Raw genomic sequence first — 13819 nt, forward strand, 5'->3', positions numbered from 1 at the left:
TTGTTGAACTAAACCAACACCCGTTAGTTTAAGTACAACCTCTCACAACCTGGAGAGAAACTGCCAAAATGGCAGCTATGCCCCGTTCTGAAACTCTTGCGTCTGAGGGTTGAATATAAGTGTGCTTATATGTGATTTTACATTCTATTTTTCATCAGCTCCGCCATTTGCTCCGAATTTGAATTCCCTTCATTTTGTAATTAACTAATGATGTTAATATAATCCGATTCATTTCGGTTCTGACTTAATTTATATGCAGCCTGAATTTCTCCCACCTTAATCTTAAATCCAACTATCCCTTTCAGTTCCTTTTCTAAAAGAGGAGTAGAAAGTTTATCCCATAAAACAGGGTTTTCACGATTTCCTTCATATTTTTCCAGCATTTTTGTTAAATCTTCTATTAACTCATCATTCTCTAAAATGATTGCTTTACCATATACATGGACAGCTTGATAGTTCCACGTCGGGACATTTTCCTGATTATACCAAGAGGAAGAGATATAAGCGTGTGGTCCTTGGAACATAATCAATACATCTTTACAGGTTTCGAATGTTCTCCATTGAGAGTTCCCATAAGCCATATGTCCAGTAATATAGTAATCATCCCCTTTTTTATTTAAGCCTAAAGGCAAATGAGTGGCAATTGGTTTACCTTTTTTCGTTGTGACAATCGTACCAAAAGAGTTTTTTTGAACAAAATCCAATATTCCATCAACATTTTCAACTTTAAAATATTTTGGAATATACAAAGTGATCCACCTTTCAAAATGGTTATATGAGTGTTTTGGTCATTATAAAGTCCAATTGTTCATCCTCACCCATATAAAAAGAGTGGGCTCCAGTTTGAACAAACCCCTTTTTCTTATAAAAGGCAATCGCATTTTCATTTTTTCCCCATACGCCTAGCCAAATTTTATTTTTCTTACATTCCATCGCAATTTCCATCGCTTTATTTAGGAGGCGCTTACCAAGTCCCTGTTTTTGAAACTTGTTCCTAATATAAATCCTCTCAATTTCAAGTAATTCATCGCCCATTTCTTCAGACTGAGCATTATCAGTGTTAACCTTCAAATATCCAGCGACTTCATTATTAAAATAAACAAAATAGAATTGCGAAGAAGGATTGGATAATTCTTTTGTTAATTGCATTAAGTTAAATGCCCTTTCCAAATAGACATTCATATTTTCGGCTGAATTATGATGCTTAAATGTCTCATTATACGTTTCATGACTAATTTCTCGAAGTTCACGTGAATCTTCAAGGGTACACTTTTTTATATTTATAACCATTTGAATATATCACTCCTTTATATAATCAATAATTTCTCTTGTTTCCTTTTTTTACAAATACCCAGTCTTTTTCTACATTTTTTCTTATTCTTTGAAGAAGATTGAAAGTGGTTTCTGCTTCTTTCTCCGAAAATCCTTCTAATGCCATGATATTGGAATAATCATTTTCTCTTTTTATGAAAGGATAAACATTTTCCCCCTTCTCTGTTGGAATCAGTTGTTTATTTTTTTTGTTATGTGCATCTTCCCTCTTTTCAATAAAGCCATTCATTTCAAGTTTTTTTATAGCACGAGCTGCTGTAGTTCTATCTACTTTTATCATCTCAGCTAACTTTTCTTGAATGATTCCTGGATTTTCACATATTCGTACAAGGTACAAATACTGCCCTTTTGTAAGGTCATATTCTTTAAATTCTATATTACTAATAGAGTCTAATGCCCTTGCTATCATTCCAATTTCACGAAGAATTCCCTTCATAACTTTACTCCTTAGAACATATTTTTATTGCTTTTGCGATAAAAATAACATACATTAAGCTTACCTTATTATTGTTGCACTTGCAACAAAAAATAATAAAGGGGTCGAGTGAAGTGAAATATGTTTTTTATGTATTATGTATTATGTATTTTAATATTAACTCTAGGTATTTCTTTCACTATACAATCAGACCTTGGAACTTCACCTTTTGATGCACTATTGGTAGGGCTGTCTGTAAATGTGGGGCTTACTGTGGGAAGTTGGGAAGTAATAACAGCTTTAATATTGATATGTTTTAATTCTTTTTTAAAAAGAAAAAGGCCAGAATTTTTGGGGTTGTTAACGGCATTTATAACGGGTATTGGTATTGATATGTGGCTTTTTTTATTACACAATTTGATAACGCCTGAACTATGGTACAGCAAAATTGTTTGCTTTGAAATAGGCTTAGTTGTGATTGGAATAGGAACTGCAACATATTTACACACAAATTTCGCACCGATTCCAGTTGATCGATTAACATTAATCATACAAGAATTAACCAGCACAACTATATTTTTTTCGAGAACATTCATTTACCTCTTATTCTTGATAATGGCACTGATTTTTAATGGACCAATTGGCGTTGGTACTTTATTAACTGTTTGTTTAGGGGGGCAAATACTTAATTACTTTATGAGATTTACTAGAAAAGTATTAGACCACATATTAACACAATCCAATACATCACTAAATTATGATAAAGATTAAACCATTCACTATAGAATGGTTTTTATTTTTCTTGTTGAACTAAACTGCTCCGTTAATTCAATAAGAACAGAGCATTGTTTTTTATTCGTCCATATTCATATGAATACCTCTTATTCGACAAACAATAAAGGCATCCGCTTAATTAAATGAGTAGTCACCCTTTGCTCTCAATAATCAATTTTATCTTTCCACGTTTACTTTTGTAGGGATAAGTGAATTATGTATGTAAACCAAGAATAGATGACTGTGTCTTGGCAAATAAAAAAAGCGGCCTACCACAATTAAGTCTGTGGAGGTTCCGCTTTTTCTTTAGTCTTAATTAACCTTTCCTCAGATAACTGGACAATCAAAAAAGACCGCCAATAGACGATCTCCTTTGTTTCAAAAATTGTTTTCGTTTGTTCAAAAACAACAGGTTAGAGAAATAGATATAAATTGCCTCACTGGTTGGTTAACAACTTTCCACTTAATTCATAATCAAACCACATTCTAGAATAACATTTCACTCAAATTATTAGTACTACTGAACAAGAATTAATTATGGGTGATATTGTAATTTGTATTTTAAGTATATTTAGATAGTACCCATCTTCTAGTAACTTCAGAAAATTTTTTAGTTGCTGGTGAGGGCGGTTTTCTTACTGCTAATCCAATCGTTCGATAGCTATCTATTTCAAGTGGAATAGCCTTTATAGAATCGATAGATTTCGGGATAATCATTTCTGGCATAATACTAATCCCCAGATTATTCTCTACCATCGAAAATACCGAATTCTCATTCATATTTTCGAATCTAATATTAGGAGTTACTTTGTTCTCCTCAAAGATTTTTTGTATATCATGATAGCATTGATAAATTGGCATAATAAAAGGGTCACTTTCGATTTGTTGAATAGATATTTTTCTTTCCTTACTTAATGGAGATTGGTCTGATACAACACATAAGAGGCGGTCTCTCTTCAATTGCGCGATTTCAAACGACTCTAAATATGTTTCATTATTAATAAACCCACAATCTAATTTCCCACTTTGTAACCATTGCTTAATCTCTGTATAGTTGCCTTCCAATAGTTCTATTTCTATATTAGGATAATCATCTTCCATTTCTTTAACAATACTTGGAATCCAATTTGTTGAGATACTAGTAAAAACCCCCACCCTTACTGTTCCTTTGTTTAGACCATTGATGGCGTCCACTTCTTGTCTCAACATGTTGTTGTAATATAGAATTTTTCGAATAACAATTAATAGTCCTTCCGCATTTTTTGTCAACGTAATTGTTGAGTGATTACGAATAAATAAAGGGAGAGAAAACTCTTTTTCCAAACTGGTTATAGCATGGCTAACAGCAGATTGAGTAACTCCCAAAGCTTCTGCAGTTTTGGTAAAACTATTTAGCTCTGCTACCTTGTTAAAAATTTCATACTTAACTAAGCTCATTAACGCTACCTCCTCATGAATTTTATTCATGAGGTTCATTATAATTTTTCGCTTTATTAATTACAACCCTCTACTTATACTAAGTTCATGCTTTATTTTACAAATTGTTTTGATAGATAATTTAGTGGTGAGAGGATGAGATATGATGCAAAGAGTATTAATAACAGGTGCGGCAGGTAGGATTGGTCAAGATGTCGTAAACATTTTAGGTAGACAGAGAAACTACCAGTTAAGATTAGCAGATATTAACTTATCTGCTTTAGAGGTTTTCAAAGATGCGAGTCATGAGATAATTTATTTAAATGTATCTGATTTAGCAGCTTGTCAAGAGGCTATCAAAGGGATGGATTTAGTTATACACTTAGCTGGTGATCCTTCACCAGAAGCTGATTTTTATGGCTCATTATTAGAAAATAATATAAAGGGGACATATAATATTTTTAGGGCCTCTAAAGATAATAACGTATCCAAAGTGATAGTTGCTTCTAGCGCCCAAACAATCGAAAGCTATCCACTGGATTACCAAGTGAATACTAATTCACCTATTAGACCTAAAAATATGTACGGAGTCAGTAAGTGTTTTGTAGAGGCGGTTGCTTCATATTTTGCTTATGCAGAAGATTTGCAAAGCATTGCTATCCGCATTGGAGCGTATGATGATTATAACCCAAATGGAAAACCTCTCTCAGCCCGAGATATGAGTGCTTACCTAAGCCCTGAAGATTTTATTGACCTTCTTTTGAAGTCAATGACTGCAAAGAACTTACCACCCTTTTCGATTTTACACGGCATTTCGGACAATAGGTTTAAACGGCTTGATATTGAAGAAACGAAAAAATTAGTTGGGTACAACCCAAGTGCGGATGCATTTGAACTAAGCGGGGTTAAGTTATTTGATAAATAGAATGTCCAAATAAGGAAAAGGTTAAATTTTGATTGTCCTTCAAAAAGGTCATACCCCGCGAAAACATCTTGAAAAACCACGACATATTGTGTCAAAAATCCATTTAAACCTTTTTGGGTTTGAATCAAATTTTAGTGAATTCTTGGTATTGACTCTAGAAAAGAAAAAATATAGCGGCTCTTCCACAATCTAATCTGTAGAGGAGCCGCTTTTTACTTTGTTCTTACTTATTTACCGCAACAGTATATTTAACCGCTAACCCCAATACATCCGCGTCTGTTAGCGTGCCATTCGCTAACTTGTCAGCCCACGATGCATGAGCCCCGCCTCCACAGCTGCAGCTACGATGATTTGACGATGCGCTTTACTCGCTAGAGATGTTTCTGTTTCAAATTTTAATGCCGGGCTTGAAAATTTCAATTCCTCATCCTCCTCTTTTGGTGGTGTAGGCGTGGGTGTCGCCGTTATTTTTAGTTTCAACTTGAAGTACTGAAGTACACAGCTAGACCATCCGCGATAGCCTCACCTTGCGCTTTCAGTTTCGCATCACTTCTTAATGCGCCGATGTCTGTTGTCGAGTCCATGAAGCCACCTTCCGTTAAGATAGCGGGCATGCTTGATTCTCTCAACATGTGAAGGTTGTCGGTTTTTACTCCTCTATTACGTAGGCCCATTGCTTGTACAATGCGTGGCTGAATAATTGCCGCGATTTCTTTCGATGCTTTACTTACGGTAGTCTCTTGAACAAGTGGTTCAACACCTCCGTGACTGCCCCACTTACCATCAAAAGCATTGTGATGAATAAGATACAAGCGCATCTGCTCCCCAAGCATTTGCCTTATTGGTACGCGTCGCAAGGGATACATCTGTGTTTCCAGTCGGGCCATCCAGTCTGAGGATCTGAACGTCCTGGTATTTATTCAGTCAGACTGAACATGCCAATAACACTTTGTTATTAAATGACCATTCACGTTCACCATCAGGTGTGAGTTTGCCCGCAGTATTGATACCATGTCCGGAGTCTAGTGCGATTTTGACCAAGTTACCATCCTCCTTGTCGTATTTAGTTAGCTCATATCGCTCAATCAATTTATTAAGCTTTTCAGGGTAGTTAACATCTGTTGCATAACCGGCGTCTTTAACTGCAGCTGTTGCCTTCATATAATCTGTTTGATTTAAAACTGCTGCGTATCGGTTGTGAGACTCCCATCCAGTTCCGTTAACGTATTTACCGCATAAATCAATAACACATCAATCTAGGGCTGGATACTTCCTGAATTCTGCGGTTACACGATATGGCGTCTCGTCGGTTCGTTTTTCGTAAACGGAACCAGTCCAGTCACTGCCTTTTTTTATTCCAAAATGGTTGTTTGCGTTCTTGGCCAATTCAGATGTCCCGAATGCTGATTCCAAAATGCCCTAGGCGATAATTAAAGAAGGAAGGACTCCATGAGCCCTCCCGTGTTTTATTTCATATGGTGTGAGGGTGTCAATGAATGACATTAGCCCTCATCCTTTGTGTAGCCTTCATTTTTATTCCGCAACTCAAATAGTCCAGTTGCTGATAATCCCGCTAGTCCTCCTACCCACAATCGCAAGACTAAATCCAAATCCGTAAACAGAGATGCTGCAAATCCAATAAAAATGCCCACCACGAATGCGATGAGCGGAACGAAATTCTATTTTATTGGTGCAGTTATTTTAAACTGTGACAACTTAATTTTATTTGTGTCGAGATGATGGTCGATTAGTCTATTGAGTAATGCTTTTTGTTCGGCTCCCTCTGTTTCCACTGCGGTTTTCACGCTATCCATTTTGTGAGATAGCCCGGAAACTGTTGTCTCAAGAATAGTTATACGTTGTTCTTGATTTTGTAAAATAGGCGTGCCTTCCGATATCCATTCAATCACTCCTTAATTTTGGATAAAGAAATAGAACGCCCGATATGGACGTTCTTGTTAATCGCTTAATGCATACAGTTACTTGTTTTTTATATGTGACCGCAAAACTAAAAAGCAACCAGTCCATACGCTCTTTCGGGTGATCGACCGGATATTTCAGAAACTTTTCGTCATAAAAACTTGTGATACTGGAGTATTTTCAAAACCACTTGCCAGTAAAGATGAAACTACACAACCATTTCCTTTTAAGAAGTTATAAGTTGTACGATTGACAGATTGGTCATATTCTAATGCGTAAGCAAGGAGTTTGTTTAGAGCATCTTCATTCCCATTTTCCTTCACCTGAAATAAAGTAATGCTTTCCGTTTTATTGCCAAACACACGTTTTTTCCGAATAAGACAAGCTGCCTGCACCTCTCCATTCTTTGATATCATCACAGCTTCTCCACCTAGTTTTGACGTGTTACTAGCATCCGTTTGCCAAGGGACGATAGTTGAAAATAAATCTGATCCAATAGATTGGGTAGCCGGAATTCTTATTATTTCATAATCGTCTAGATCCGGTAACTTACTATCTAAAATTTCATTTGCACGTAAAAAGAGTAAATCGTCCTCTACTTTGTAACCACACTTTTCATATAAAGATATAGCAGCCTTATTTTCAGAAAGCGCCTCTAAAGTTGCTATAGAAACATTAAGTTCCTTTATGATTTTTTCCGCTTCCTCCATCAAGGAATAACCCAATTTCCTCCCCCTGTATTCTCGATTAATACCTGTTCCACCATTCCAAGAAATCTTTTGACCATTCACTTCTCTAATTCCTTGGAGCACAAAGCCGATTGGATCTGTTCCATCATATGCAACGATGGATAATGCCGCAGATAATCCATCATTACCAAAACGACTTACGAATGTATCAAAAGTTAAATTCATCGGCACTAAATAACCTTCAAATCCACGATTAAATAGGATATGCGCTTCTTTAAAACTTAATGAAGACATCAATTTATACGAAATGTTCATGGCTTACCCTCACTTTTTTAATAAAATACGAAACACCTTATGATAAATATTTTCTTAATATTCCCCTTGATAATCTGTCTAGCCTACAAATTTATTCAGATCTAAAGCCTTGTTTAGCTCCTTCAACTAACACTTTAGCTATCCCGCTGCCAAAACCTATTTAACCATAAAAAAGCTTTAACAATAAAGCTACTTCTAAAATGAAGTTAAGCAATCTTCATTGACTGGAGATATCCCTAGGAGCACTGCATTTACTTCTTCTCGTTTATTATAATAGCGCATAAGGATCTGACTATTCCCATAGCCAATCTAGCCTTCAGGCATCGGTGCGCTTCCTTCTAACAACTTTACTTCTTTCATAAATACTCTAACGTTTTCAGCAATTTCTTTGAATTTGGTATGGTGCAAATAATGTGAACCATCCATGGTTACTACTTTTCCATTTAACGAGTCTTTGATCTGCCCTTCATGCAGGGGTATCCATCCTGCTACACCTTCATTATTCGCTTGTACAAAGAGAAGAAGTGGAAGAACTTTAGGGAAGGCTAAACCTTGAGCCCCTTTAAAATTAGACGAAATATTGTCCATCTCATTCAAGGTAGTCTCATTATACATGTTTTTATTCGAAATCATTTTCATTTGCTCTACGGTTTTTTCATCAAATGCCAGTCCAGCATAGGGGTCAGCGCTTATTTTCATGGCCAATCTTAAGAGACCTGATTTTTTGAGGAATGCAAACGTTTTTAATGGGAATTTAATATCCATTCCCGGTTGTGTTGCAACACTGCTATCGATTCCGACAAATGCAGTCACCTCGTTTGGATATTTGTTCACATAATCAATTCCATAGATGCCTGTAATGGAGTGGCCCATGAGTATGTATCTATTAATATTAAGCTGCTGTAGAGCTTCATGAACTTCACTTACCATATTCTCCGTGGTTCGCTCTTTTTCAGTTTCATCACTTAATCCATAACCGAAAGGCTCTACCGCAACAACTTTGTAAAATAGAGATAATTCATCGATAAGAAGCTTAAAATCAAGCCCTGGTGTAGCTGTTCCATAACCAGGCAGGAGAACAATCGTTTCTTCGCCCTCGCCTTGAATTAACACATTCATATTTTTCTCGTCTACAGATACCTGCTGACCGTAGGGCACTATTCGTTTTTTCTCCGAATGACTACTCATCCCATTAGCGATATAAACAATACCTAGAAAAAGAACAATGGCTATAACGATTGCTCCTACTATTTTAAGCAAAATGTTTCGTACTTTCTTTATTTTCGTTCCATTCCGCATTTTCTTTTCCTCTTGTTGTGTCACTGTCATTCTCTCCTGTCCTGATCTGTTTGTTTGGCTTTCTTCATGTGCTGCTAATGAAATCTTAACTAATGAATATGTACTCCCCATGACGACAATATGAACTGAATATGAACAAGCAAAAAAACTACGGCTCACATACAAGATTGCTTGCATGTGAGCCGTAGTTTAGAGAATATCGGTTTAGACAATCCGATGGATATTTGGTGTATCTAACTATCGGTTGGTGTAGTGAGTGGCAACGTGACAATGAAGGTAGTTCCTTTACCAAGTTCACTTTCCACTCGGATGTCACCTTGATGAAGAGCTACGACCTGTTTTACGATTGCAAGTCCCATACCGCTACCGTCATACTTTCGACTGTGCGAACGATCGGCCTTGAAAAACCGCTCGAATATACGCTTCTGGTCTTCGAGAGGAATACCGATGCCCGTGTCGGTTATTTGAACTGTCACGTTTTTGATGTCTTGTTTGGTACTGACGTTAATTACCCCGCCATCCTCGGAAAATTTGATGCTATTGCCAAGGATGTTCGTCCATACCTGATTCAACTGGTCATGATCACCCATTACTTTAACGGTCTGTAGATCAAGCTCAAAATGAATGATGCGAGCAGACCATTGCGGCTGGAGCGCCACGATTACCCGTCGAATTTGTTCATCGAGACTGAGCGTGACGAGCTGCAGTTGCTGCGACTGCGATTCAAGCAAACTCAGCTTGAGCAGGCTATCGCTCATCTTGGACATTCTTTTCGCTTCAGCGATGATAATATCTAGATATCGACTTCGTTCGTGATCTGAGAGGTGAACCTGTTTAAGCGCTACAGCATAACCGGATATCGAAGTGAGCGGAGACTGAACCTCGTGCGAGACGTTCGTTACGAATTCCCTTCGCATCTGCTCAAGTTGCTGCAGATCGTGCATCATTTCTTCGAAGCTGCGAGCCAAAATACCAAGCTCACCCGTTTGCTTAATATTCAGCTTGACGTTGAAATCTCCAGATGCTATACGCTTGGTCGCTTTTGTCAGCTTTTTGATCGGTCTTACCAGGAATAAAGAGGCAACTAAAATGAACACGCTTCCTGCAATCAACGAACAGGTTGCAAAAATCAATGCCCACTTTGTGACAAAAGAAGCAGAAGGCGGGGCGAGCGTTTCCAAAAACATCGCTTTCGTTCCCATTTCCGTTTTCAACGGCAACCCTAAGAGGACCGTAGCAATACCATTCGGAGTGTCCTGAACAACGCCTCCATCTAATACTTTCTTTAGTTGCTCCATCGTGACAGGCGCAGGTTTGTGTCCGTGAAGTTTTCCGTAAGACTGGAACTGACCCGTAGCTTCGTAAATTCGAATATAATAAGAATCGAGCTGCTTCATTTCACTTACGAACGAGTCCGCTTCACGTAACGGAAGAGTCTTGTAAATCTGGACGATATCTTGGCCAAAGTTACGTAAGTTAATTTGAGCGTTTTCGTTCAATTTATCTTCGAATATCCAAGTTGACACAAAAAAAGAAATAATCGTGCCTCCGATGACGGAAATTAGAAATGTCAGGACAACACGTATATATAAAGATCTGATCATTCATAAACCTCAAGCCGATACCCAAGCCCACGCACCGTTTCGATCCGAAAATCGGGTGTCGACGCGAACCGTTCACGCAGTCGTTTTATATGTACGTCTATCGTTCTATCATCTCCAGCGTAATCGATACCCCAAATCTGATCGATCAACTGCTCACGCGTATAGACTTGTCCGGGTGTTCCAGCTAGCTTATACAGCAATTCGAATTCCTTTAGCGGCAACGTAAGCGACTCCGTCCCTCTCATCACCTTATAGGTCTGTCGATTAAGAATGACGTTCCCGAAATGGATCGTCTGAGTGGAGCCAATCTTGTATCGTTTGAGTAGTGCCCTAACACGAACCGTCAACTCTAACGGATCGAATGGTTTCGTTAAGTAATCGTCCGTCCCAAGTTCGAAACCTTTCACTTTTTCCCATGTTTCTCCTCTCGCAGTCAGAATAAGTAAAGGAAGATCAGGATTGGCTCTTCTGAGCTCCTTGCATAACGTCCAACCATCCATATTTGGCATCATAATGTCGAGCACGACAAGATCGACATGCGTTGAGGTGTAGACGGCCAGTGCTTCCTTGCCGTCTGCGGCTTCGGCTATTGCGAATCCGTCGTTGCGTAGAAATAAACAGACGAGTTCACGAATGTTCGCATCGTCGTCAGCAACCAGTATAGTAGGCATCAGTTCCCTCTTTCCCCTGTTTTCCATCGCATTATTGAAGTAATCATTATACTATAAATCAAGTTGATATACTCCCATTCTTCCTATAATTAAGGACAGGAATATCATTAAACGCGCCCTCGTTTGCTTATTCGATTACCGGAATGCCAAACTTTATATGTAATTGTTTAGCCCTTCCCATCCTTCTCGAGTTCGAATGGTACTATGGCTTCTGCTGACTTCTGATTGTTCAGCTACCCATCATTGGCTAGGTTACCAAGTGTATACTTGGCGTATCAATCAGACCTCCCTAGGTAAGAGCGTAGTCTTTCCCTTCACCTATCTGCTTCATTAACTACATACGACCTTCGGCAGAAAGGACTTTGCTTTGTTTTGTTTTGCAAACTCATCCAATCGCACATAGCCTTATATGAAGTTCGTGCTCCTCAGACCCAAGGTTTGCAGCTCGCTTCCTTCAGATTCGACGTCACTGTGGACACCCTTACGTTAAGCTAACTGCTACTTCCCCCTTCACAATTCAGGACTTTCCACCTATATATTACACCCATTTTGTATGAAGTATTTCTGATGTAACAGGAAAATAGTTTTCAATATCTTCATATTTTTTAAACAGCATCGTAGTTACTTCGAAAGATATATTATCTTCTTCAATAGACATAATGTTAAGTAATTCTTAATGAAATTCAAGAATTTTTGCCATCTATGCAACTCTGCGACGTGCTCTGATAGCATCATCGCAGTCCATTTAACGTTTCCTCTATCCCGAATGTTTTCTAGCATCTCATTTCACGCTCACTATATTATTCATGTTGATTTTTATGTTTTCGTAGCCCACTTGTAGCGACAATTTGCCTTGTTGGCCATCGATTTCTGTAACCATCCCTGTAACTGACTCGAACCGCTTTTGGGCATAAATTGTGATTTCAACCTCTACGTCGAATTCTTTTGATTCCCCGATTCTCTCGCCTATCTCAAGAAAATCAGTCTCTGTTAGTTTTGGACTTGCCACAACCTTTGATTTTGGTGGTTTTGGAATTGCTGTCATTTTCATCATCCTTTCAGATTTGGGCTTTCTGACTTAGCGAAGTACACATTTATCAATTCTTCCGTCCTGTTACGCAGCCGTATGTTCATGTAGCGTCTTTTGTCTTCATAGCCGTTATGGATAAATGCATACTCAGTGAACGAACCATCTTTCCCCTTTTTAATCAACTTCATATTTTTGCTTCGTGCATAATTATTTGTTTCTTTCAATTCTGCTCGTACATTCTTTAATGTATTTTCAATGATATTGATATAAGGCCCTTTCAATTTGAATGAGCTTATTTCAATCACTTCTCGGTCTCTTTCCAAGATACTTATTATCATTGGCAAATAAATCATGTTCTCGAAATACGGTAATGCTTCGGTTGGGATTAACGGCATTAGATCACCATTCTTTCTTTATGTACGATGGGAACAAGTGCTAAAACGTTATCAATTGTAAAAATACGTTTGAATTTACGCAGAAAACAGTATGCACGGAATGATACCTCACCAAACTGCAGTACGTTGATTCTTCTTTTGCTAATTGAACCGTCCGCAGCCAAGTACATCATATCTAGGTGTTCACTGTATTCCATCGACCTCACTAATTGGTTACGCACACTCGTTCCCCCTTTTCCGTTAGTATATAGAACAATAGTTCTTATTGCAACTGGATAACGGAAATTATAAATATTACCAATTAACCTTTGAAACGATACATCTTAGATATTTGGGCAAATAAAAAAGACCGTCAATAGACGATCTCCGCTTGTTCAACTAAACATCTGTTAGTTGAACAAGTGAGTCTCTCAAAATTTACTTACTACGAAATAACTACTGTATTATTGTTTACCAGTTTTTCAGCAAGTTTAATATTTTCCTTTAAATAAATAGGTAAATTAGAGTTATTCAGAATTTGCTGGGTAGTCATCCAAATAACGTCGTCAACTTCATCAGGACTCTTAGCAAATGCTTCGCCTGATTCGTGGTCACAAAGAAAAACAATGTCAACCACATTTATTCCTGAATCAGTAACGAATGATGAGCTATTTACATATCGAAGATTCGAAACCTCTATACCCACTTCTTCAGCAATTTCTCTTATTATTGTCTTTTCTAAAATGTCTGATGAGGTTCCTTCTTTTTCTACCTTTCCCCCAACAAGAGACAATGAACCTCCAGCGTGTTCTTCTTTCTCGCTTCGTCTTATTAACAACCATTTTTTATTTTTGTAAATTGCACCCTCTACATTAACTATAAACACAATATCTCCCCTTTAAAATAACCCTTAAGTGTATTTCTATAATTCAAGACATTGCTTAGGTGCTTGTTCAACTAACCTGTTTCGTTAGTTGAATAAGAACAATATTCTGTTCCTTATTCGTCTATATTCATACGAATACCTCTTTACTTCGACAAAACAAAAAGCGACC

The 13819-nt window shown here is 37.7% G+C and carries 15 protein-coding genes and 3 pseudogenes; 2 read left to right on the forward strand and 16 right to left on the reverse strand.

What is annotated here, in order from left to right:
• Window positions 1–137 precede the first annotated feature (137 nt).
• From AZE41_RS11975 to AZE41_RS11985, 3 genes and pseudogenes are all read right to left on the reverse strand, one after another.
• Window positions 138–749: pseudogene (locus tag AZE41_RS11975) on the reverse strand (FMN-binding negative transcriptional regulator).
• A gap of 22 nt (window positions 750–771) precedes the next feature.
• Window positions 772–1290 (reverse strand): spermidine/spermine N(1)-acetyltransferase, encoded by a 519-nt coding sequence (paiA, locus tag AZE41_RS11980; protein WP_067209655.1) that lies wholly within the window; start codon window positions 1288–1290, stop codon window positions 772–774.
• Window positions 1291–1315: 25 nt separating this feature from the next.
• Window positions 1316–1768 carry a MarR family winged helix-turn-helix transcriptional regulator gene (locus tag AZE41_RS11985; protein ID WP_067209658.1) on the reverse strand — a complete coding sequence of 151 codons (453 nt, stop codon included), beginning with the start codon at window positions 1766–1768 and terminating at the stop codon, window positions 1316–1318.
• A 120-nt stretch (window positions 1769–1888) separates the two neighbouring features.
• Between AZE41_RS11985 and AZE41_RS11990 the strand changes: the two genes are divergently transcribed.
• Window positions 1889–2518 (forward strand): YczE/YyaS/YitT family protein, encoded by a 630-nt coding sequence (locus AZE41_RS11990; protein ID WP_067209661.1) that lies wholly within the window; start codon window positions 1889–1891, stop codon window positions 2516–2518.
• A gap of 564 nt (window positions 2519–3082) precedes the next feature.
• Here the strand turns inward: AZE41_RS11990 and AZE41_RS11995 are convergent.
• A complete protein-coding gene (locus AZE41_RS11995; protein ID WP_067209664.1) occupies window positions 3083–3958 on the reverse strand; it encodes a LysR family transcriptional regulator in 876 nt (291 codons plus the stop codon).
• Window positions 3959–4103: 145 nt separating this feature from the next.
• Between AZE41_RS11995 and AZE41_RS12000 the strand changes: the two genes are divergently transcribed.
• A complete protein-coding gene (locus tag AZE41_RS12000; RefSeq protein ID WP_067213955.1) occupies window positions 4104–4862 on the forward strand; it encodes an NAD-dependent epimerase/dehydratase family protein in 759 nt (252 codons plus the stop codon).
• A 294-nt stretch (window positions 4863–5156) separates the two neighbouring features.
• Here the strand turns inward: AZE41_RS12000 and AZE41_RS23460 are convergent, their stop codons facing one another.
• The 12 genes and pseudogenes from AZE41_RS23460 to AZE41_RS12055 all read right to left on the reverse strand — a co-directional run bounded on the left by AZE41_RS23460 (window position 5157) and on the right by AZE41_RS12055 (window position 13650).
• Window positions 5157–5282 carry a hypothetical protein gene (locus AZE41_RS23460; RefSeq protein WP_257722477.1) on the reverse strand — a complete coding sequence of 42 codons (126 nt, stop codon included), beginning with the start codon at window positions 5280–5282 and terminating at the stop codon, window positions 5157–5159.
• A 56-nt stretch (window positions 5283–5338) separates the two neighbouring features.
• Window positions 5339–5674 carry an N-acetylmuramoyl-L-alanine amidase gene (locus tag AZE41_RS12005; RefSeq protein ID WP_067209666.1) on the reverse strand — a complete coding sequence of 112 codons (336 nt, stop codon included), beginning with the start codon at window positions 5672–5674 and terminating at the stop codon, window positions 5339–5341.
• A gap of 112 nt (window positions 5675–5786) precedes the next feature.
• Window positions 5787–6275 (reverse strand): annotated as a pseudogene (locus AZE41_RS23540) (glycoside hydrolase family 73 protein).
• Between the two features lie 89 nt (window positions 6276–6364).
• Window positions 6365–6541 (reverse strand): annotated as a pseudogene (locus AZE41_RS22255) (holin); the annotation flags it as partial.
• Window positions 6542–6919: 378 nt separating this feature from the next.
• A complete protein-coding gene (locus AZE41_RS12020; protein WP_067209672.1) occupies window positions 6920–7786 on the reverse strand; it encodes a GNAT family N-acetyltransferase in 867 nt (288 codons plus the stop codon).
• 309 nt (window positions 7787–8095) lie between these two features.
• Window positions 8096–9109, reverse strand: coding sequence for an alpha/beta hydrolase (locus tag AZE41_RS12025; protein ID WP_067209675.1), 1014 nt, complete (start codon window positions 9107–9109; stop codon window positions 8096–8098).
• A gap of 209 nt (window positions 9110–9318) precedes the next feature.
• Window positions 9319–10689, reverse strand: a complete 1371-nt coding sequence (locus tag AZE41_RS12030; protein ID WP_067209677.1) for a sensor histidine kinase — start codon at window positions 10687–10689, stop codon at window positions 9319–9321.
• Window positions 10686–11360 carry a response regulator transcription factor gene (locus AZE41_RS12035; RefSeq protein ID WP_067209679.1) on the reverse strand — a complete coding sequence of 225 codons (675 nt, stop codon included), beginning with the start codon at window positions 11358–11360 and terminating at the stop codon, window positions 10686–10688. Before AZE41_RS12035 ends, AZE41_RS12030 begins: the two co-directional genes overlap by 4 nt.
• A gap of 781 nt (window positions 11361–12141) precedes the next feature.
• On the reverse strand, window positions 12142–12405 hold the full coding sequence (locus tag AZE41_RS12040; RefSeq protein ID WP_067209680.1) for a YolD-like family protein: 264 nt from the start codon (window positions 12403–12405) through the stop codon (window positions 12142–12144).
• Between the two features lie 5 nt (window positions 12406–12410).
• Entirely contained in the window at window positions 12411–12785 is a 375-nt protein-coding gene (locus AZE41_RS12045; protein ID WP_067209682.1) for a YhjD family protein, read from the reverse strand.
• Window positions 12785–13006, reverse strand: a complete 222-nt coding sequence (locus tag AZE41_RS12050; RefSeq protein WP_067209684.1) for a transcriptional regulator — start codon at window positions 13004–13006, stop codon at window positions 12785–12787. Before AZE41_RS12050 ends, AZE41_RS12045 begins: the two co-directional genes overlap by 1 nt.
• Before the next feature lie 203 nt (window positions 13007–13209).
• Window positions 13210–13650 (reverse strand): NUDIX hydrolase, encoded by a 441-nt coding sequence (locus AZE41_RS12055; RefSeq protein WP_067209687.1) that lies wholly within the window; start codon window positions 13648–13650, stop codon window positions 13210–13212.
• Window positions 13651–13819 lie beyond the last annotated feature (169 nt).

Origin of the sequence: Sporosarcina psychrophila (assembly GCF_001590685.1) — a bacterium.
In the GTDB taxonomy this organism is placed as follows: domain Bacteria; phylum Bacillota; class Bacilli; order Bacillales_A; family Planococcaceae; genus Sporosarcina; species Sporosarcina psychrophila.

Excerpts from the sequence above, each read along its gene's own strand:
- paiA (WP_067209655.1), bottom strand. The coding sequence starts at position 1,290 with ATGGTTATAAATATAAAAAAGTGTACCCTTGAAGATTCACGTGAACTT.
- AZE41_RS11985 (WP_067209658.1), bottom strand. The coding sequence starts at position 1,768 with ATGAAGGGAATTCTTCGTGAAATTGGAATGATAGCAAGGGCATTAGAC.
- AZE41_RS11990 (WP_067209661.1), top strand. The coding sequence starts at position 1,889 with ATGTTTTTTATGTATTATGTATTATGTATTTTAATATTAACTCTAGGT.
- AZE41_RS11995 (WP_067209664.1), bottom strand. The coding sequence starts at position 3,958 with ATGAGCTTAGTTAAGTATGAAATTTTTAACAAGGTAGCAGAGCTAAAT.
- AZE41_RS12000 (WP_067213955.1), top strand. The coding sequence starts at position 4,104 with ATGCAAAGAGTATTAATAACAGGTGCGGCAGGTAGGATTGGTCAAGAT.
- AZE41_RS12020 (WP_067209672.1), bottom strand. The coding sequence starts at position 7,786 with ATGAACATTTCGTATAAATTGATGTCTTCATTAAGTTTTAAAGAAGCG.
- AZE41_RS12030 (WP_067209677.1), bottom strand. The coding sequence starts at position 10,689 with ATGATCAGATCTTTATATATACGTGTTGTCCTGACATTTCTAATTTCC.
- AZE41_RS12035 (WP_067209679.1), bottom strand. The coding sequence starts at position 11,360 with ATGCCTACTATACTGGTTGCTGACGACGATGCGAACATTCGTGAACTC.
- AZE41_RS12040 (WP_067209680.1), bottom strand. The coding sequence starts at position 12,405 with ATGACAGCAATTCCAAAACCACCAAAATCAAAGGTTGTGGCAAGTCCA.
- AZE41_RS12045 (WP_067209682.1), bottom strand. The coding sequence starts at position 12,785 with ATGCCGTTAATCCCAACCGAAGCATTACCGTATTTCGAGAACATGATT.